Source organism: Butyrivibrio sp. INlla21, assembly GCF_900116875.1.
Lineage (GTDB): Bacteria > Bacillota > Clostridia > Lachnospirales > Lachnospiraceae > Butyrivibrio.
On the sequence record NZ_FPCC01000017.1, the window covers coordinates 20,643 to 41,372 of the forward strand.

Consider the following 20,730-nt stretch of genomic DNA (forward strand, 5'->3'; position numbering starts at 1 on the left):
ATGTTCGGGAGAGAGTATGAGCTTTATTTCGTATGCGTTCATGGCATTTTTGCCGGTAGCAGTACTTATAAACTTCATAGTTCCAAGAAAATACCGCTACATCTGGCTTCTTATCGTGAGCCTTGCGTTTTATGCAACGGCGGGGATAGGGGCTGCGATTATTTTGGTTATCTCTATGACTTCCGTTTATGCGGCAGGTCTTTTGCTTGATAAGTATAGAGACAAGGCCAAGCAGATCTTTATCTCGTGCCTTGTATTTAATCTTGGAATTCTTTTTGTATTTAAATATCTTAATTTCTTTATGAGAATTGTGGGGCTGGTGTCATTTGGTGCTATTGATGACATACGCTTCAATCTGATACTTCCGATCGGGCTTTCTTTTTACATTCTTAAGTCCGCCGGATATCTTATCGACGTTTACAGAGGTGACATTGAAGCCGAGAAAGATCCGGTTATGCTGGCTCTTTTTATCTCATTCTTCCCTCAGATAGTTGCGGGACCGATCGAGAGAGCGGGCAATATGCTGCCTCAGTTTAAAGATCCTACGCCTGTTGATTTCGACAGATTCAGAAACGGATTTCTTCAGATTCTCTGGGGATATTTCTTAAAGCTTGTTGTGGCCGAGAGGCTTGCAATATTTGTTAATACAGTTTTTGACACAGAGACGGAGCTTGGCATAAACGGTGCTCCGGCGCTTGTTGCGATTCTTTTTTACACATTTCAGATATATACCGATTTCGCAGGATATTCGCATATATCGATAGGTGTTGCGAGGATTCTTGGAATCGATGTTATGAAGAACTTTGAATCTCCGTATCTTGCGATGTCGATCGCGGAGTTCTGGAGAAGGTGGCATATTTCGCTTTCATCCTGGCTCAGAGATTATCTCTACATTCCGCTTGGCGGAAACAGGAAAGGAACTATCAGGAAGTACATAAACATAATGATAGTCTTTGCGGTGAGCGGTCTGTGGCACGGCGCGAACTTTACGTTTGTTGTCTGGGGACTGCTGCACGGATTGTATCAGGTGATCGGAAAGGCATTAACTCCGGCAAGAGATAAGATCATAGAATTATTCAATATCGGAAGATACAGTTTTTCTCACAGAGTGGTAAAAACTGCGGTCACTTTTTTCCTTGTAAGCTATGCTTGGGTGTTCTTTAGAGCGGACAGCCTCAGCGATGCGGTGAGGATTATTAGGAGCTCTTTTTGCTTCACACCGTGGAAGCTGGTTGATAAAAGTTTGTACGGTTATGGGCTTTCGAGAGGAAATTTCTTGCTAGCTGTTGCAGGGATAGTGCTTGTGGTCATCGTAGATCTGTATAACTACAGAGGAGTTGTGATCAGGGAAAATATCTTAAAGCAGGGGCTTTGGCTTAGATGGATCATCATGATCACGGGCATCGTGCTGACTGTTATTTTGGGAATCTGGGGACCGGGCTACAACGTGGCCGATTTTATTTACAAGCAGTTCTAAGGGAATTATGAAGAGAAAGATTATAATAGCTTTAAAGTGCATATTTTTTATAATAACCGTGTTTGCCATCTTGTACGGCGCTACAATTGCGCTCAGGAGAAAAGACAGCTTGTATAAGTACGCGGACTTTTTTGAGCTGGCCAAAAAAGATCAGATAGACGTTCTTTTTCTCGGCTCGTCGCACACGATAAATGCGGTGAATCCGGCGGTTCTATATAATAACTACGGCTATACTTCCTACAATATGGGCGGTCACGGCTCGCTCCTTCAGGCGACTTACTGGGAGCTTATGGAGGCGCTGCAGTACGAGACGCCGGAGTGGGTGGTTGTAGATGCCTACATGCTTGAAAAGAACTATCGCTATCTTGATGACAGGGAGAATAATCCCGATGCGAGCGAGATCAATACTTCGATTGAGCAGCTTCATCTGAACATGGATGTCTGGCCGCTTAATAAGCTCAAAATCGAGGCGATGAACGATCTTGTCCTGGATAAAGACTTAAAGAGGGAATTCCTTTTTGATTTCATCGTGTATCACAACAGGTGGGAGTACATCACGGAGGATGATTTCAAGTCGATAGTGGGTAATGAGTCTAGGAACGAGCTCTTTGGCGCGGAGATGCGATACGAAGTTGATACGGCACCGTTTATTTGCCAAAGACCTGATGATGGCGAAGTTTTTGCTGATGAAACGGTGGGAATGCAGTATCTTTCCAAGATCATTGAGGAGTGCCGGGACAGAGAGATCGGGATACTTGTGACATTCAATCCTTTTAATCCGGAGACAAAAGATATTGTTGCGGCCAATACAGCAGGTGCGATATGTAACGCTTACGGAGTGCCTTATCTTAACATGCTTGATGGTGATGTTATCGACATTTATTCTGATCTTAACGACAGGGGTCACTTAAATGCCACGGGCGCTGATAAGACGACGAGAGCGATCGGCGACTGGCTCAAGGCCAATGCGGGTCTTGTAGATCACAGGGACGATGATGCTTACGCATATTGGGAGAAGCTGAGCAATAAGTATTATGATGAGCTTAGAGATAAGATACTTTCTGAGGATAAGCTTTTTACCAAGTTAAAGGATTTGTCCATCGGCGAGTATGGCTTTGTGCTTTATTGCAACGAGGGTTCGCAGGTGTTTACGGATGCGGCAATGAAGCATTTGATAAAAGAGATCGCGGGTTCAAATGTAATTTATGAGACGCCCGATGGTCCGTATATAATGATATGCGATCCCGGCTTTAACAAGGTTTATGAGGCTTCGGGTGGCTCGGTGCTTGATAATGTCGAGACGGCGATGGGCTTTATGAATTATCAGCCTGTTGAGAAGAATTTCAGACTTTTCTATGAGACGGACGACGAAGATACGAACTATTTATACGATGAGGATCATGTGGCTGAGGATGTTCAGCTTTTGATCTATGATAAGAATACCGGTGAAGTGATAGATCACGAGTACTATACTTCCAAAGGAGGCAATTATGGCAAATAAGGTCTGTATCGTGGGAATCGCGGGAGGTACCGCATCCGGCAAGACTACTATCGTTAGGAAGATAAAAGAGAGTTTTGGCGACGATATTGTTGTCATCAATCATGATTCATATTATAAAGCGCACAACGACCTTTCCTATGAGGACAGGACGAGACTTAACTACGATCATCCCGATGCTTTTGATACGGAGAGAATGATCGAGGATGTTAAAAAGCTCAAGAACAATGAGGAAGTCGATATTCCCATTTATGATTTTTCGATTCATAACAGGGTCGATGCGACGGTTCATATCATCCCTAAGAATGTTATAATTCTTGAGGGTATCCTTGTGCTTGAAAACAAGGAGCTGCGCGATCTTATGGATATCAAGGTCTTTGTCGACACCGACGCAGACGAAAGACTTATGCGCAGAATTATTCGTGATATGTCGGAGCGTGCAAGGAGTATCGAGTCGATCCTTACTCAGTACAGAGATACCGTTAAACCGATGCATGAGCAGTTCATCGAGCCGAGTAAAAAGTACGCGGACATAATTATCCCACGCGGCGGCGAGAACCTTACCGGTATCGGAATTTTGCAGCAGCATCTTAAGTTGATGCTTGGAGAGTAAAGCATGGTGCAGATCGCGTGGTCCGTGGTACGCCTCATCTTCTGGATGGTGGCAGTTCCCTTTTTTATCGGACAGCTATTTAACTTCATATTGCCAAGTGATAAAAAACGCAGAACCTTTGGTATCACGTATCTTTTGGGGCTTTTGATCTACTTCGCTGTGTTCGAAGTTATCTCGATTCCCTGCATGATTCTTATAAAGTACGACGCTTTTAAGTACTGTACGTGGATATACGGAGTGATTTCTGTGGTGCTTGCAGTGCTCGGTGCGTGCAGGTATTTCGGATTTCTTTTTACAGGAAAAGATGATGCGGAGGCTCGCGATATCAAGACTTCGCTTGATTATGTAAGTGATCTTAAGAGTATGAAGATTGATACCAAGATTTATTTTGGTATATTTATCGCACTGGTTCTTTTGCAGATGGTGATGAGCCTTGTCTATGCGCCGTTTGACGGAGACGATGCGTATTATGTGGTGCAGTCGCTTCAGGCACAGCAGCTTGATGTGATGAACACGGTGAATCCGTATCTTGGAAGGTCGAATCTTCTAAGCCATGAGTACAGACATGCTCTTGCCGTGATCACGATGTGGATTGGGTTTGTGGCCAAGGCTTCGGGAGTGCATGCGACGATTGTTGCGCACAGTGTTATGCCGCTCTTTGTGATACCGCTTGTTTACTTCGTTTATTATCAGATTGCGAAGGTTCTTTTTAAAGATAAAAAAGACGGAACGGGGAGAAAAGAGCTTGTTCCTGTGTTTATGATATTCATAACGCTACTTATGATGTTCGGAAATGTGTCGATCAACACGCCGGCGACGTTCCTTCTGATGAGGACTTGGCAGGGCAAGACGCTTTTCTGCAGCCTGGGACTTCCGATGATACTCTGGATTTTTTTACTTATGTTTGAGGATGTGGAGAAGGTGAGAGAAGTGCAAGGCGGCCTTAAAGAGACTGCGAAAGTCGCAGCGCCTTGGTGGATCATGCTGACTTTGGTGAATATGTTTGCCGGTATGTGTACGTCGCTTGGGGCAGGGCTGGGGCCGGTGTTCATAGCACTCCTTACGCTGATTCTTTTGATCGTATCTAAAAGAAAGACGGTTGTTTTGGGAGCGGCTGTTTCGGTGATCCCAAGCATTGTGTATGTCGGAATTTATTTGCTGCTCAAGCGCGGATTGCTGCATACGATTTTTAACTGATACGCAGGTGGCAGTGTGTGAGCACAGTTGGCATTGTGATGATGTCATTTATCGATTGAGGTTGATATGTACGGAATATTCAGAGAATGTTGGGTGACGCTTCGCCAGTACTTTGGCGGCTACGGCGAACCTTTAGACAATTTCAGAGCGTATTTGTATATAGTTCTTTTTCTTGCAGCGGCGATCTACATCGCAGTTCGTGAGCGCAATGTGGCAAGGAGAGTGCTTTTGGGATTTACGCCGCTTGTGGTGATTGCGGGATTTCTTTTTCCCTTGACGAAGTGGGTGTACGTCAGCAAGATCGATCCGCCGGTCGGGGAGACTTATTACAGGATCTTGTGGCTGGTGCCGGTGTATGTTGTTATCACTTATGCGGTGTGCCTGTTGATATCGCGCGCTAAGAGGTATACGGTGAAGACAGTGGTTGCGGTTGCTACGGTGCCGGTGATCGCGCTTTCGGGCTCGCTTATCTATACGAATAGGTATATGACCAAAGCCGAGAACATGTACCACATACCGCAGTATGCAATCAATATTTGCGATGCGATAAAGGATGCAAACGGCGAAGGCCAGGTCGTGGTCGCTTTCCCGACAGAGCTTGTTTATTTTGTAAGGCAGTACACGACTGACATCAAGATGCCGTACGGGAGGGATTATACGGATTGGACGGATAAGGATTATTTCCACCCGGTTTACGATGCGATGGAGAAGCCTGAAGTTATAAACGCCAAGGAGCTCGTCGCAGCAACGCGTGACCCTGAGGGCAACGGCAATGCGGATGTCCGCTGCAAATACATCGTCCTCAAAGAAGGTCGCAAGATCGACACTGACCTCACGACGCTGGGCTTGAAGCTCGTTGCGACGGTGGATGGGTATAATATATATGAGGATAAGTAATCAGCAGACTCAGTCCTTTTGAGTCGTGCTGTACTACTTAGTTCTGGCGAGCAAAGCGAGAGCAGAACATCATTTAAAAACTATATGGAAGTAAAATATATGAAACCAGAAGTACAGCAGTACCTCGACAGAGTGCATGAATCGGACTTTGCGATGCTCTGCGAGGTTGACAGAATTTGTAAGAAATATAATATACAGTATTATCTTCACGGGGGCACAATGCTCGGCGCCGTGAGGCACGAGGACTTCATCCCGTGGGATGACGATGTGGATATTCTCTTCCTCCGAGAAGACTACGAGAAGTTTTTGGAAGTTTATGAAAAAGAGGCGGATCCTCGCTTTAAGCTCCTTAGATTCGAGCAGTATCCGCAGTTCTTTGACTTTATTACAAAGATATCTGACAGCGAACTTACCTACGAGGAGACGACGTTCGGTGCGGAGGATTTCTATGATCACAGATATTCACACCCGACATTGGATCTTTTCGTGTTTGATAAAGAGGCGGACAATCACAAGTGGCAGCTTGTCAGGATGAAGCTGTTATACGCGCTTGCGATGGGCCACAGACCGTACGTTGATTACAGCAAATTCAGCGGCGCGATGAAGGTTGTTTCCTTCGTCCTCACAACGATTGGTAAGCTCGTGCCGTTTAAAGTGATCGCGCGCAAGTACATGAAGCTTCAGACCCTCGGCGGCGTCGCGAAGCGCGCGGCAAGCGCAGCGCAGGGCGGCCTGCAGGCGGGCGAGACTCAGGGCGAAGCGGTTTCATCAGAGATGAGCAGCGCGCCGAACGGTATTTCGGCGGGTACTGCCGCACAGGCAGCGGATGAGACGACTCTTTTCATCAGTAATGAGCAGCCTGATCCCAGATACTGGGGCCTCGACTTCGATGCGGAGCATCTGATCTACGGACCCGACACCGCGAAGATCCGCGGCAGGGAATTCCCGATTCCCAAGCACCACGACAGGTGGCTTAAGAAGACTTACGGCGACTACATGAGTCTTCCACCGGAAGACAAGCGCGTTCCGATGCACGTGAACGTGATAAAGGAGTAATTTATGAAAACAGTAGCACTTATAATTGCGGGTGGCACCGGCGAGAGAATGCACCAGGACATCCCAAAACAATTTCTTACGGTTAATGAAAAGCCCGTGATCGTGTACACGCTCGAGGCGTTCCAGAACCATCCCGAGATCGATTCGATCGCGGTTGTTTGCGTTGATGGCTGGGAGCAGATGCTTAGAGCCTACGCGAGACAGTTCAATATAGACAAACTTGACATTGTTGTGCCTGGCGGAGAAAACGGCCAGGGCTCTATCAGAAACGGTGTTTATGAGCTGGAAAAACATTTCGACAAAGACGACATTGTGCTTATTCACGACGCAATCCGTCCTATGGTCTCAGCTGAGATCATTTCGGATTGTCTTTTGAAGACCAAGCAGTTCGGAAATGCGATCACATCGATTCCCTGCGCGGAAGCCATGCTCACAACGTCAAACGGCGAAGACAGCGAGGAGACTTACCCAAGAGACAACCTCAAGAGAACCCAGACTCCTCAGGGCTTTAAGCTTGGCGAGATCTGCGACCTTCACAGAGAAGCGCTCGAAAAGGGCATCACAAGCTCAGTCGCTTCCTGCACGCTCATGATCGAGCTCGGCCGCAAGGTCTTTTTCTCTCAAGGCTCGGAAAAGAACATCAAACTCACAACGGTTGATGATATCGATATTTTCAAGGCGCTTCTTATCAGCAAGAGAAGTGAATGGTTAAAATAACATGTTGTTTAATTCGTATGGATTTGTGATGCTTTTTTTGCCAATCTTCATACTTGGTTTTTGTTTGCTCAGGCGGGCTCTTTCTGATTCCAATTCAAAAGAGCTTGCTCTTAATATATGGATTATCGCGGGATCGCTGGTTTTCTACGGCCTGTTCGGGCTTAGGAATCTTGCGATTCTTGTTGCGAGTATTCTTTGGAACGCCGCGATCGTGCGTGGACTTGCGGTTAAGAAGGATTGCGGCGCAGCCGGCCCGGCCAAGATTATTTTGGCGATCGGAATCCTCGCGGACGTCCTTCTTCTTTTGGTATTCAAATTTTCGGGGCTGATTTTGCCTATCGCGATAAGCTTTTACATTTTCAATCAGATCTCATTCATAGTCGATGTGTACAGGGGCGAGGCAGTGCTCGGATGTAACGCGGCTGACGGCGCGGGGGTTCAGGATTCGTCCGCCGGAGGCGGCGCGGCGCGTGGCGGTTTCTTCGGCCGCGACTTTCTTACGTACCTTTCGTACATTCTCTTTTTCCCTAAAATTCTTCAAGGTCCGCTCATGTCTTACAAGGACTTCGTAGCAGAGCAAAAGAAATCCTTCGTAGCTAAGGTTGATTGGGAAAACGTGATGCGTGCGATGCTTCTTTTGTCCATGGGTCTGTTTAAGAAGGTGATTCTTGCGGATACTTTCGGAAAGGCGGTAAACTACGGCTTTTCCAACATCGCGGTACTTGGACGATTGGAAGCTATTCTTTCTGCGTTCTTTTATTCGTTCCAGCTTTACTTTGATTTTAGTGGCTACTGCGATGTTGCGACGGCGGTCTGCATGCTGATGGGCTTTGGACTTGTCGTGAATTTCAATTCGCCTTATAAGTCAGTGAATATTATGGATTTCTGGAAAAGATGGCACATCACGCTCACGGACTTTTTTACCAAGTATATTTACATCCCGCTCGGCGGTAACAGAAAGGGCGCGGTTCGCACGTACGTCAACATTCTGATCGTGTTCCTTGTGAGCGGAATTTGGCACGGAACCGGCTGGACGTTCATCGTCTGGGGCCTCATGCACGGCGTGATGAGTGTGATCACACGCGCGGTGAAGAAGGCGCCGAAGACTCGCATAGGCCATGCGGCTGCGGTTCTCGCGAACTTCCTGTATGTGACGGCTGCGTGGGTTTTCTTCAGGGCGGAGAGCGTAAAGGATGCGATCGGCATTTTCGGCCGTATGATATTCGGCGGAATCAGGCCTTTCTACAGCACTTTTGCGGACGGCTTTAATCTTGATGAGATCTGGTATTTCATCAAAGTGACACCGCTTATGAAGCTAAGCTTTGCTTGGGACATTTGTTTGTGGCTGTTCACGGCGTTTGCAGTCATTATCATTTTCTTTTGCCCAAATGCTATTGAATACACGAGGAAATGCAAGATCGGAATTCGCACGACGCTCCTTACGGCGTTCCTGCTGCTGTGGTGCGTGCTGAGCTTCGGCGGCGTTGCGACTTATTTGTATATGAATTTCTAAGCGCGACGGCGCGAGGGCCGGGGCGCGGGCGAGCTTTGGCGATACAAAGAATCTTTTTACAGAGGTTATAGATGAAGAAGTATAGGAATCTTTTCATCAGTTTAATAGCGATACTTGTGGCGGCGACGGTGGCGGTGGCGGCGCTTGTTGTTTACGTGGATCCGTTTTTTCACTATCATGCGCCGATTCAGGGCTTCCCTTACATTGTCGACAATCAGCTGAGCCAGAATCCGGGCATGGCAAAGAACATGCTCTACGACTCATGCATTATCGGGTCCTCGATGACGGTGAATTTTGACACGGACGATTTCAAGGAGCTGCTTGGAAGGGATACGGTCAAGCTTAGCTACAGCGGGGCTTATCCCAAAGACGACAACAATATTTTATCAATTGTTTTTGATAGGAATACTTATGCGCGCAGGAACCGCGGCATGAAGGCGGTGTTCATTGCAGCGGACATTCCGACTATGACGGCGGACGTGGACGAGATCAAGTATCCGCTCCCCGAGTACCTTTACGACGACAATTATCTGAACGATGTTGAGTACGTGCTCAACAAGGATGTTTTGTTTGAATATATTTTGAAGCCCGTGATCCAGGGCAAGGGCTCCGATCTTTCCGAGATATACTTTAGCTGGTGGACGCCCGATTATTACAACATTCAGTGGGTTATGCACAACTACGAAAAGCCGGAGGCTGTGGCTGAGAGCGCATCCGAGGACTCTTTTATCCCGGCGACGGAGCGCAACCTTGAGGCAAATATCTTGCCGTTTGTTGGGGCCAATCCCGACACGGAGTTCTATTTCTTTTTCCCGCCCTACAGCATTCTTTATTGGAACAATGTGCTGTGCGAGAACACGTACGAGGCGACGATGAACCAGTACAGGTACGTGGCGAAGCGGCTTTTGGAATATGACAATGTGCGCCTGTTTTATTTTCAGAATATTGACGAGGTGCTGGACCTCAACAACTACGCGGATTACTCGCATTACAAGCCCGAGATTAATAGATTTATGGTAGAATGCTTTAAGAGCGGCGAGCACGAGATTCACTCAGAAGATGAGATGGCAAAAGAGCTGTCGAAGATGGACGAGATGGTGCGCGGATTTGATTTCGAGGCGCTCCTCTCGCAGGAGTGGTGAGCTTGCGCGGCGGCTGCGGGTGCGGGCTTAGGTTGAATCGGTTGGCACGGCCGAGGTTGCTCGATTTGTGGCGAGAGACTGCTACTTTCGGAGATTTGATGATATAGGCAGTTGAATTTCGGAGTGAAGTACTGCCACTTTCGGAGATTTGTTGATATAGGCAGTTGATTTCTGAGGCGAGGGACTGCCACTTTCGAGAATTTTCGGATATAGGCAGTTGATTTTTGAGGTGAGGGACTGCCACTTTTGAGGATTTGCCAATATAGGCAGAAAAGCACGGTGGAAAACAACTGCTACTTTTGGAGAATTGCAGATATAGGCAGATAATCACAGTGAAAAACAACTGCTACTTTTGAGCAATTGTGAATATAGGCAGATAAATTCCGGATAAAACATCTGCTAGCTTAAAGAAAATTGAAATCTGGCAGATAAATTCCGGCAGTTATGATAGGTATGAAATATATGAATTCAGAAAGAACAAAGAAAATTGCATCACGGGCATTGCTGATATTATCGGTACTGGCGCTGATTGTCATGATTGGCACGGTGCTGGTGACTTCGCTGTACACGGTGCCGATATCGGATGATTACTGGTACGCGAGGACCGGCATAGGCGCAAAGGGGCTGTGGCACAGGCTTATCGTTGCGGTGCAATTCTCTTATGAGATATATGTACATCACCAGGGAACATACTTCACGTCGTTCATCGGCTCGCTGTTTAACCCGCTTATTCACGGTGGTTTCCCGAAGCTTAGAGTGGTCATGTTCATCAATGCAGTGATGGCTTTTGCATCGATTTTATCATTTGTATATGTTGCTCTTGGCAAGTTAAAAGTAAACTCGGCTACCGCAAGGGTGTTTATTCTTGCAGTAGCAACCTTTGTAATTACAGGCTTTGACGCCTTTCAGGAGATATTCTACTGGTTCGTTGGCGCGTGCGTTTACGGCTTCCCGATGTCACTTGGGATGTTTGCGGTGACGCTCCTGCTTCTTGCAAACGACCGCGAAACCGCGCGGAAGTCGGAATTCGGAGCCGCAGCACCAGAAGGCAGAGTATCCGCAGTACCGTCGGATAGGATGACCTCAAAGGCAAAGCTCCTCTACATCGCATCCGCGATCCTTGGGTTTTGCGCGGTCGGAGCTTCACTTGCGATCACGGGAACCGTGTGCTGGCTTGTGCTTAGTATAGTTGTGTTCTACGCGGTAAAAGACAAGAAACTTGATAGGAAGAATATATCGGTATTTCTTGCTTGCTTTGGCGGAGCGTTGATAAATGCGGCGGCGCCGGGCAATTTCATTCGTTTGGATCTTGAAAGCGGCGAGTCATTCACACTTATCGACGGAATCAGCAATACATGGGGCTATTTCATCTACGCGCTTAGATGGCTCTTTATAAACAAGAACTACGGCTGCGTATTTCTTGCGCTCATCATCACGGGCTTCGCGATTTTCCGGAGAAGCAGAACCACAGCAACAGCCAAAGACAAGCAGCCGCATGACGACGCCGGGGCGCCGGAGGAAAGCAAGTGCTTCACCCGCGCCTACGCAATTCTTTCCGCGATGCTTTTGTTTACGCCGTTCGTGACCGTATTCCCTGTACTTATGGGCTACGGCGTAGGCTGGATGCCGAACAGATGCTTCTACATCTTGATCGTGGTCATGGATATCGCACTTGGAAACCTTGCGCTTGCGGTTGGAGCTCTTTTGTCTGACTTGTTAAAAGAGAAAGCTCAGAAGCCTGTACTTATCGCATTGGCCGCAGTATTACTTGCACTATTTGTCACAACACCGTATAACATAAGAGAGTACATCTTTTTAAAGATGGACAAGCAGCTCTACTTGGGAGAGTTCCAAGAAAACTACGATAAAACAAAAGCGATGATCGACAGCTTTGCGGATATGGAGGGCGAGGACGTTGAACTTGACGTGCCGACGCATCCGGAAGAGATCAGGAATTTCTATTGTTTTTACCTGACGGAAGATCCGACAAGCAATTTTAATAAAGACATTGCCAAGGCCTACGGCCTTAAATCTATCGTTAATACTAGGAAGGAGGACTGATCATGGGAGAGAACGAAATGAATAAGGGGAATATCAATCCTGAGATCGAAGAGAATGAGAATTACGACGTTGAAGTAAACGAGAGCAGAGATGTCGTTGAAGACGAGAATTACGACGCAGACTATGACGCTGATTACGGCGATGATGGCTACACCGACGCAGACTACGACGAGGAGGGCTACGCCGAGGAAGATTATGACGAAGAGGACTATGATGACGAGGAAGACTACGTTGAACCCGCGGAGCGTCCTACAAGAAAGATTCCGATCTGGGCGCACCTTATTGCAATAGGTGTTATCGTTGCTGTGCTTGGAGGTTCAGCAATTGCGCTTTGGAAGTGGAATCAGGGAACTGCGATCATCGAGGGAAATACAGGTGAGAGTTATGAGGTAGAGATCCTTGATCAGATTTTTCTTTTACCCGATGAAAAGAAAGCGGGACATACATTTGACGAGGAGGAGACGATTCTTTTCCTTGGTAACGATGCGATCACTTACGATATGAAAGAGTCGGGAGTTGTGGGACAGGTTCAGCAGAAACTTGGCGCAACATGCATAAATGCAGGCTTCCCGGGAACAACGATCGCAAATAAAAACAAAGAATACAGCGAAGAATATCCGCTTGATGCTTTCAGCTTTTACAATGTTGCCAAGGCGATAGCGGACGGAGATTATTCTAATCTTCTTTCTTCTGCCGAGAAGTTTGAGGATTCGACGTACGATAAGAGCGCGGAGGCACTTGCGGCGCTTGATTTTGACAAGGTTGATACGCTTGTTGTTTTCTACAACGCGCAGGATTATCTGAACGGCAGGATCGGTCTTAACCCCGATGACAAGAGCGATGTTATCACTTACAGTGGTGCGCTTTATGCGGGAATTAAGATGATCCAGGAGAAGTATCCTTACATCAGGATCGTGTGCATGTCATTCCCGATGTGCTATGCGTATGATTCGACGGGAGCGCTTGTAAGCGGCGACAGAGTTGATTTCGGTAACGGTAAGCTCACGACATACCTTCAGTTTATGATCGATGTGTCCGGCGACACCGGTGTTTCTTTTATCGACAATTATTACGGAACGATCCACGAGGACAACAGCTCGGAGTGGCTTCTTGACAACGTTCACGTCAACGCGGCCTGCAATAAGCACATGGCTCAGCATTTTGTGGAAGCCATCTATCCTGCGGACACAGCTGACGAAGCTGAGTAATCTTACTTGTATAAGAATTATTTGGGAAAAAGAGCCGGCTCTTTTAGCCGGGAGGATGTGTTATGAAAAAGAAGATTGGAATTGTAGACATACTGCAGATCCAGAGCGCGGTTGTGATTTACTCGCTCTCGACAGTTGCTGCAAATCTTGCATCCAAGCATGCTTTTTTGTCTTGGAAATATATTTTGTTTTTTGGCCTGGAGTTCTTTATTCTGGGCGTTTACGCTATCGTCTGGCAGCAGATGATCAAGAAATTCCAGCTTTCGATCGCATATGCGAATAAAGCGCTGACCCTGATGTGGTCTATGCTTTGGAACTTTGTAATCTTCAGTCAAGGTATCACGCCTTGGAAGGTTGTGGGTGTCGTGCTTGTCGTGATCGGTGTTATGGTCATGAATCTGAGCGGTGAGGAGGAAAAAGAAAATGATAAATAAGTTCTTTTTCCTGATGCTGCTTGCAGAGCTGATTGCCTCAACGTCGCAGGTTTTATTGAAAAAAAGTGCGGAGAAAAATTATCCGAATATAATCCGAGAGTATCTGAACGCGCTTGTCATCGGCGGTTACATGCTACTCGTGCTGTCTATGGTGATCTCGATTTTTTGCTACGACGAAAAAGCGCTCGGCTACATGGGCGTTGTTGTCATGGAGCCTGTCGGTTATATCATCGTCATGATCATGTCGAGGATCTTTTTTAAGGAAAAGATCAGTGCGCGCAAGCTCGTGGGCGTTGTGCTGATACTCAGCGGAATCGCGGTATTTAATTTACTTGGGTGAGTTATGGTAAATACTAATATAGATGCGAAAAAAAACAGAATACAGAGCGTGGCTCGTCACGTGGCGCTGCTGCTTCTGGACACGGTGTTGGTGCTGATCTTGTGGACTTATGCAACCGCAGACATTGGGCACTACACGGCGAGGATGGACGCGGATATCGCATCTGAGACGCTTCTTGGTGTCAGGATTTTTGAAAATGGCTTCAGGCAGCCCGATACGTGGGTTGTCTCGACGCATAATTATGTGATAATGGCGCCGAATCTGGCTTCGTTTATTTATCCCATCGTCGGAAAAAACATGAATCTTGCCATGGGACTTGCGATAGTTATCTTGTTTCTTCTGATGGCATGGCTTATGTATGTCTGCCTGAATGAGGTCGGATTGTCGCATGTCGGCGTGATTTCTGCGATGATCCTGTCGTTTTCGCTTATGCGAACGAGTGACGACATCCAGCAAATGATCTTTCTGTACGCGGCGTACTACGTCGTGCATTTCATTACGCTGTTTCTTTTGCTGATCCTCTATAACAGGGCAATTAAAAAAGACAAAGTTTCGCTGTGGGTCTTTGGGCTCACGCTTTTGCTGTCGTTCCTTAACGGGCTTCAGGGCATGCATGCCGCGCTGTTTTGCTACATGCCGCTTCTCGGAGTCGAGATCGTAAGAAGATTTGTTTCGTTCATAAAAAAAGAAAAGCAGAGCAATTTCAAGATACTTGGCTGGCTCTTGTCTACTGCGTTTTTGTCGGTATTTGCGACCAAGATCGTCGGCTCATACACGCTCGGCGCAAGCCGCAATATCAGGCATGCCGGCGAGAAGTTTGTAGAGTATGTGTGGCCTTTTTTCCTTGATGTAATCAGCTTTGAAAATATGCCGGTGCTTGTTGCACTGTTTTGCGTGCTCGCCGCGGTCGGATATTTCTTCATGGTAAAAGAACTTTTGACGGGCGGAAAAGAAAGCTTGGCCGGCGCGGAAGGTGGCGCGGGAGCCGCAGCGGAGGGATTACCTTCGGCGGAGGGAAAAGAGCTTGCGCCTGCGTGCGCGGGAGCGCCCGCAAGTTCTCCGTTCTGGAGCATGCTTGCGTTTCCGTTCGGAGTTATCGTGTGTATGCTTTCTTCGACATTCACTACGGCCGAGGCCGCGCCTCGCTACTATGTTATGATCTTGTTTGTGGTCGGCATCGGAGTCGCGCTGTTTATGCATTTCTTGAAAGAGTTGCTTGAAAAGAGAAATTGCAAGCTTGCGGAATCGAAAGCCGGAAACCGCATTGGAAAAGGCGATGAATCTGAAGCCGGAAACCGCAGTGGCAAAAACGGCATGATGATTGCAAGCTATGTTGCGCTCGCGGTGGCTGCGCTTGTTATAGTCTACGGAACGGATAAGGCATATATTTTCAACAAAGATCTTATCGTGAACGACAATTCTTCTGATTGGGCTACCGTCAAGGTTGCCCGCTGGATGGAAGACCATGGTTATGAGTATGGTTATTCTACTTTCAACCACGCCAATCCGATAACGGTTATGAGCAATAACAAGGTCAAGGTTCGCGCCGTCAATTCTATGAAAGAGATGCAGGGCGCCAAGTGGCTTTCCGACAAGACATGGTATCCGCCGTACAGATCAAGCGAAGGCCCGACCTGCTATATTGTCAGCGATTCAGGCGATGAGGACTTCGCGGAATTCCTGGCTGCGCAGCATCCCACGATTATCGAAGAGGATGATGTCGAAGGCTATTCGATCTACGTCCTTGACCACGACTACACGGTGTGGGTGGATTGAGAAAAGGCGAGGAAGCCAGGCCCGGCACTTTCGCTATTCATGCGGCTGCAGGCCGAGTTCCGTGCGTTGCGGGAGTGATGATGAATTGTGTACTGACGCGACAAGTCATACGGCTACAAGCCGAGTGCCATACGTTGCGGGAGCGATGAGGAATTGTGTAGTGACGCGACAAGTCAAACGGCTACAAGCCGAGCGCCATGCGTTGCGGGAGCGATGACGAATTGTGTACTGACGCGACAAGTTTAATATATGTGGAATTTTGGTAGTATGTACCGCCTGCGAGAGGGTTTGAGCCCTTGCGGCGGTACTTTTTTGCTGGGGCGTACCGCCTGAGAGGAGATTTTGCTGTGTGGGCGGTGTCTTTCTGCTGAGGCGCACCGCCTGAGAAGAGATTTTGCTGTGTAGGCGGTACTTTTTTGGTGAGGCGCACCGCCTGAGAAGAGATTTTGCTGTGTGGGCGGTGTCTTTCTGCTGAGGCGCACCGCCTGAGAAGAGATTTTGCTGTGTAGGCGGTACTTTTTTGGTGAGGCGCACCGCCTGAGACGAGATTTTGCTGTGTAGGCGGTACTTCTTCCCGAGGGCATACGGGTGGAGGAGAAAAAATGCGCCGAGCACCGTAAAAATTGCTGGGGCTTTACGGGTGGATGAAAGAATTGCGCTGACAACCCGTAAAAATTGCCGGGGGCATACGGGTGGAGAAAAGAAATGCGCCGAGCACCCGTAAAAATCGCCGTGCACTTACGGGGGAGATGAAGTTTACGCCTGAGAACCCGTAAGCAAGCCTTCAGGACGTTGTGCAACACATGTTTTGTGATTCTTTTGTGAAGGGCTTGTCTATTCAGTACACTGATGATACAATCACAATATATAGTGTATTACTAGGACTAATACAGTGAAACTGATCACGACAAAATACAGGTTTCAAGCCTTTTTGTAATGGCACTTGGGTAAATGAGGAGAATATGCTTCGTCAATATATGGCGGGCAGGGTTAGGTAGAGAGTATGAAAAAGAAGAAATTTGGGTTGTTCGCCGGTAAAAAAGCCGGTGCAAGACGTAGAGAGAAAGTAACCGACTTCAAGGATTACAGAGACTCATATTACGAAGATGAAGACTTTGAAGACGAATATGACAGAGACGACTACGACGACAGAGACTACGCTGAAGATGATGATTACTACAGTGATGACTATGACGATGTAGATCGCAATTACAATAAAGACGACGCTCGTTATGATGACGAGCGTGATTATCGTGACGATGATCGTTACTATGAAGATGACAGACGCCGTGACGACCGCTACGAAGACGACGTAGATTACCGCGAGGATGACCGCTACGAGGATGAAGACGGCGATTATCGCTATGATGACGATGCGGATTACCGCGACGACGATCGTTATGCCGATGAGGAAGATTCGCGCTACGAGGACACTGAAGGTGATCGTTATGCCGATGATGAAGACTATCGCGCTGACGAGGATGATCGTTACGAGGACGCCGATGATGAAGACTATCGCGCCGACGAAGATGACCGCTACGCCGACGATGAAGACTATCGAGACGAAGACGACCGCTACGCCGATGATGTAGACTATCGAGACGAAGACGACCGCTACGCTGATGACGAAGACTATCGTGACGCTGATGACCGCTACGCCGATGATGAAGACTACCGTGACGCAGAAGATCGCTACGAGGATGAAGACGACGATCGTTACGCGGACGATGACTACGACTATGACCGCTATGCGGATGATGAATATGAAGATGATTACGATTATGACAGGTATGACGAGGATGACCGTTATGCCTCTGCTTCTGCGCGCGGAAATAAGGGCGCTGCATTTGCGGGCAGATCGTCTAAGAGCAAGAGTTTAAAGAGTTCCAAGAAATCTGCGAAATCTCGCAAAGATTCAAGAAAGAAAAATAGAAAAGACAGAGATGACAGAGACAACGCTTTTGCGCGTTTCCTTTCATTTGTAAAAGGAACGAGTGCGGTTGAAAGAACTGCTGCGGCTGTCGGAGTTGTTATTTTGGCAGGTATCATTGCAGCTGTATCTTTCTTTAGCACAGTGGTCGGCAGAAATAAAGAGATAGGCTCTTTTGCCGAAATTGGTTCAAACATGGGCGATTCACAGGTGGTCGGTCAGAGTGGACTTATTGCTATGGCAGACGCTGAGAAGGCTAAGAGCATGACAGCCGAGATGGTAGAAGGTGACGAGGAAGAAGAGGAAGAAGAGGAAGAAGAGGAAGACGACGCAGCAGGCGTTAAGATCAACATGAGCCTTACTACCATCAAGAGCGACATGAAGATTAAGTTTGTAAATTCCAAGACCAACAAGCTTGTTGCCAGCGTACCTTTCAAGGTTGACGTTGTAACTCCCGACGGATCAAGCACGACTTTCGAGGATGACGACAAGGACGGAATCATTTATAAAAAAGAGCTCAAGGCCGGCAAGTACAAAGTTACTCCCATTGCGCTCACAGGAGACTACGCCAAGTACGATCTCGACACCACATCCAAAACTCTTAATGTAAAAGACACTGTGGAGATGAAGGCAGTCGATGTCAGCAACGAGATCAAGAAAGAGTCTCAGGTCAATGCTGCAAAAGAGGATACGGCTGTTCAGACACAGGTTGAATCTGTTTTAAAAGATACGGTTGAGTGGGTAGAGAGCACAAAAACTCCCATCGGTGACGGTGAAGGCGACGGTGAATACGAAAAGATTGATAATGATGAAATTGATCTTAAAAAGTATAGCAAGAATGATGCTTTATTTGCCCCCGGAACTTTTGTAAAAACAGCGCTGTTCGCAGCAGTTGGAGATGATTCATCACTTCCGGAAAACAAAAATAATTCTACGGACTCAGGTGCTTCAACCGGCACTACCGATAATCAAAATGAGAAAACAGACGAAGAGAAGGCGGCTGAAGAAGCTGAGAAGCAAAAAGAGATAGAAAAGCAGAAAGAGGCGGAGAGACTTGCTCAGGAACAGAAAGAGAAAGAACAACAAGAGGAGCAAAAACGCTTAGAAGAAGAGAAACAGAAACAGGAAGAACAAAAACGCCTGGAAGAAGAGAAGCAGAAGCAGGAAGAGCAAAAGCGCTTAGAAGAGGAGAAAAAGAAGCAAGAAGAACAGAAGCGATTAGAGGAAGAGAAGAAAAAACAAGAAGCCAATAAACCCAAGAAAATGGCGCTTAGCTGGAATAAAAAGTTGACTGTAGGACAGACAATGACAGTAAATGTCACTGATCCCAAATCATATTCACTGGAATTAAAGGATGCCAATGATAAGAATTATGTTGAAATCAGTGGTAAAAATATAAAGGGACTTAAAGCGAAGGCTAGCGTTGAGATTTTAGTTAAAGCAGATGGATACGATACAGAAACTATTGCCATCAGTATTGAAGATGCCAAATTAAAGAATATGGCATTAAGCTATAAAGATAAACTTACTGTTGGTCAGACAATGAATATTAATGTTTCAGATCCTAAAGATTATTCATTGGAACTTAAGAACTCTAAGGATTCAGAGTTTGTTGAACTAAGTGGAAAGAATATAAAAGGTCTGAAAGCGAAGGATGGTAAAGTTGAGATTCTTGTAAAAGCATCCGGATATAATACTGAGACGATAGCCATATCAGTAGTTGGTAAGGGCAAACTTATAAATACCGATAAGATAACCCTAAAGAAAGATCAGAAATATAATCTTACTGATGCAGGACTTAACAAGGACCTCAAAGTAAGTATTAAATCTGACAACACCAAGATTGTAGATATAGATGGTAAGACTCTGATTGCTAAGGGCGCAGGTAAAACAAAGATAACTATTTCTTCAGACGGATATGACGCGGCTACAATAGAGGTTACCGTAGCAGACAATGAACCACTTAAGGATAAAGACGGAAATATTCTGTACATCAAGAATTCCGACGGAAAGTATGTAGAAGCAACATATGCAGACTATCTGGCTGATCCTAACAGAAAGTTTTACAGAAAAGCTAAGGCAAAGGAATACAAATACACCGGCTGGCAGACGATTGACGGAAAGACTTACTTCTTTAAGAAGGATCATGAGTACGTTACGGGAGAGCAGGTAATTCAGGGTGCGAAGTATACGTTTGGCGCTGACGGTGTTCTTTCAAGCGGTTCGGGATCGAGAGGAATCGACGTAAGTAAGTGGAACGGTTCGATCGATTGGAAGAAAGTTAAGAACGAAGGAATCGATTTTGCTATAATAAGATGTGGATACAGAGGTTCATCTGCGGGTGCGCTTATTGAGGATCCTACTTTCAGGGCCAACATGAAGGGGGCGCAGGCAGCAGGAATCAAAGTTGGAGTATACTTCTTTACTCAGGCTGTCAACGAAGTTGAGGCGGTTGAGGAAGCATCAATGGTTATCAACCTTTGCAAGGGATACGGATTGTCATATCCCGTATATCTTGATGTTGAGGGCTCTAACGGACGAGGCGACGGAATCAGCACGGCTCAGCGTACAGCCAACATCAAGGCGTTCTGCGGAACAATTCAGAACGCAGGCTACAAGGCAGGTGTATACGCAAACAAGACTTGGTTTACAAGTAAGATCAATACAAGTCAGCTTACAGGCTACAAGATCTGGCTTGCACAGTATGCGGCAACTCCGACATACAACGCCACAAGATACGATATGTGGCAGTACACATCCAAGGGCAAAGTATCCGGAATTTCAGGAAACGTAGACATGAACACTTGGTACAGGTAATGCGATACAGCCCTGCGCACTCCGCTGCGCTGGGCGTGAGAAAATGAAACAGGA

The 20,730-nt window shown here is 46.9% G+C and carries 15 protein-coding genes; all 15 read left to right on the forward strand.

The genetic code is table 11. The features are described 5' to 3' along the window. Positions 1 to 16: 16 nt before the first annotated feature. The 15 genes from BM377_RS10525 (at position 17) to BM377_RS10595 (ending at position 20,676) form a co-directional block, all read left to right on the forward strand. Positions 17 to 1,477 (forward strand): MBOAT family O-acyltransferase, encoded by a 1,461-nt coding sequence (locus BM377_RS10525; protein ID WP_092247828.1) that lies wholly within the window; start codon positions 17 to 19, stop codon positions 1,475 to 1,477. A 7-nt stretch (positions 1,478 to 1,484) separates the two neighbouring features. Continuing rightward, positions 1,485 to 2,978 (forward strand): hypothetical protein, encoded by a 1,494-nt coding sequence (locus BM377_RS10530; protein WP_092247830.1) that lies wholly within the window; start codon positions 1,485 to 1,487, stop codon positions 2,976 to 2,978. Further along, positions 2,968 to 3,588 (forward strand): uridine kinase, encoded by a 621-nt coding sequence (udk, locus tag BM377_RS10535; RefSeq protein ID WP_092247833.1) that lies wholly within the window; start codon positions 2,968 to 2,970, stop codon positions 3,586 to 3,588. Before BM377_RS10530 ends, udk begins: the two co-directional genes overlap by 11 nt. A gap of 3 nt (positions 3,589 to 3,591) precedes the next feature. After that, complete coding sequence (locus BM377_RS10540; protein ID WP_092247836.1) at positions 3,592 to 4,785, forward strand: DUF6077 domain-containing protein; 1,194 nt, start codon at positions 3,592 to 3,594, stop codon at positions 4,783 to 4,785. Between the two features lie 66 nt (positions 4,786 to 4,851). Then, positions 4,852 to 5,682 carry a hypothetical protein gene (locus BM377_RS10545; protein ID WP_092247839.1) on the forward strand — a complete coding sequence of 277 codons (831 nt, stop codon included), beginning with the start codon at positions 4,852 to 4,854 and terminating at the stop codon, positions 5,680 to 5,682. Positions 5,683 to 5,781: 99 nt separating this feature from the next. Further along, positions 5,782 to 6,738, forward strand: a complete 957-nt coding sequence (locus BM377_RS10550) for a LicD family protein (protein ID WP_177223858.1) — start codon at positions 5,782 to 5,784, stop codon at positions 6,736 to 6,738. A 3-nt stretch (positions 6,739 to 6,741) separates the two neighbouring features. Next, positions 6,742 to 7,455, forward strand: a complete 714-nt coding sequence (locus tag BM377_RS10555) for an IspD/TarI family cytidylyltransferase (protein WP_092247845.1) — start codon at positions 6,742 to 6,744, stop codon at positions 7,453 to 7,455. Between the two features lie 37 nt (positions 7,456 to 7,492). Then, a complete protein-coding gene (locus BM377_RS10560; RefSeq protein ID WP_177223859.1) occupies positions 7,493 to 8,968 on the forward strand; it encodes an MBOAT family O-acyltransferase in 1,476 nt (491 codons plus the stop codon). Between the two features lie 71 nt (positions 8,969 to 9,039). Beyond that, complete coding sequence (locus tag BM377_RS10565) at positions 9,040 to 10,110, forward strand: hypothetical protein (RefSeq protein ID WP_092247851.1); 1,071 nt, start codon at positions 9,040 to 9,042, stop codon at positions 10,108 to 10,110. A 462-nt stretch (positions 10,111 to 10,572) separates the two neighbouring features. Further along, complete coding sequence (locus tag BM377_RS10570) at positions 10,573 to 12,171, forward strand: DUF6056 family protein (protein WP_143104500.1); 1,599 nt, start codon at positions 10,573 to 10,575, stop codon at positions 12,169 to 12,171. A gap of 2 nt (positions 12,172 to 12,173) precedes the next feature. After that, the gene (locus BM377_RS10575) at positions 12,174 to 13,379 is read left to right on the forward strand and encodes an SGNH/GDSL hydrolase family protein (protein WP_092247857.1); all 1,206 of its coding nucleotides are present in this window, start codon (positions 12,174 to 12,176) and stop codon (positions 13,377 to 13,379) included. Positions 13,380 to 13,441: 62 nt separating this feature from the next. Further along, positions 13,442 to 13,813, forward strand: a complete 372-nt coding sequence (locus tag BM377_RS10580; protein ID WP_092247860.1) for a transporter — start codon at positions 13,442 to 13,444, stop codon at positions 13,811 to 13,813. Next, on the forward strand, positions 13,803 to 14,153 hold the full coding sequence (locus BM377_RS10585; RefSeq protein WP_092247863.1) for a DMT family transporter: 351 nt from the start codon (positions 13,803 to 13,805) through the stop codon (positions 14,151 to 14,153). Before BM377_RS10580 ends, BM377_RS10585 begins: the two co-directional genes overlap by 11 nt. 3 nt (positions 14,154 to 14,156) lie before the next feature. Further along, on the forward strand, positions 14,157 to 15,929 hold the full coding sequence (locus tag BM377_RS10590; RefSeq protein ID WP_092247866.1) for a hypothetical protein: 1,773 nt from the start codon (positions 14,157 to 14,159) through the stop codon (positions 15,927 to 15,929). 1,003 nt (positions 15,930 to 16,932) lie between these two features. Continuing rightward, a complete protein-coding gene (locus BM377_RS10595; protein WP_092247868.1) occupies positions 16,933 to 20,676 on the forward strand; it encodes a glycoside hydrolase family 25 protein in 3,744 nt (1,247 codons plus the stop codon). Positions 20,677 to 20,730: the final 54 nt, after the last annotated feature.

Coding starts and splice junctions, on each gene's coding strand:
- BM377_RS10575 (WP_092247857.1), top strand. CDS start 12,174: ATGGGAGAGAACGAAATGAATAAGGGGAATATCAATCCTGAGATCGAA.
- BM377_RS10540 (WP_092247836.1), top strand. CDS start 3,592: ATGGTGCAGATCGCGTGGTCCGTGGTACGCCTCATCTTCTGGATGGTG.
- BM377_RS10595 (WP_092247868.1), top strand. CDS start 16,933: ATGAAAAAGAAGAAATTTGGGTTGTTCGCCGGTAAAAAAGCCGGTGCA.
- BM377_RS10525 (WP_092247828.1), top strand. CDS start 17: ATGAGCTTTATTTCGTATGCGTTCATGGCATTTTTGCCGGTAGCAGTA.
- BM377_RS10530 (WP_092247830.1), top strand. CDS start 1,485: ATGAAGAGAAAGATTATAATAGCTTTAAAGTGCATATTTTTTATAATA.
- BM377_RS10580 (WP_092247860.1), top strand. CDS start 13,442: ATGAAAAAGAAGATTGGAATTGTAGACATACTGCAGATCCAGAGCGCG.
- BM377_RS10545 (WP_092247839.1), top strand. CDS start 4,852: ATGTACGGAATATTCAGAGAATGTTGGGTGACGCTTCGCCAGTACTTT.
- BM377_RS10555 (WP_092247845.1), top strand. CDS start 6,742: ATGAAAACAGTAGCACTTATAATTGCGGGTGGCACCGGCGAGAGAATG.
- udk (WP_092247833.1), top strand. CDS start 2,968: ATGGCAAATAAGGTCTGTATCGTGGGAATCGCGGGAGGTACCGCATCC.
- BM377_RS10590 (WP_092247866.1), top strand. CDS start 14,157: ATGGTAAATACTAATATAGATGCGAAAAAAAACAGAATACAGAGCGTG.
- BM377_RS10570 (WP_143104500.1), top strand. CDS start 10,573: ATGAATTCAGAAAGAACAAAGAAAATTGCATCACGGGCATTGCTGATA.
- BM377_RS10565 (WP_092247851.1), top strand. CDS start 9,040: ATGAAGAAGTATAGGAATCTTTTCATCAGTTTAATAGCGATACTTGTG.
- BM377_RS10585 (WP_092247863.1), top strand. CDS start 13,803: ATGATAAATAAGTTCTTTTTCCTGATGCTGCTTGCAGAGCTGATTGCC.
- BM377_RS10550 (WP_177223858.1), top strand. CDS start 5,782: ATGAAACCAGAAGTACAGCAGTACCTCGACAGAGTGCATGAATCGGAC.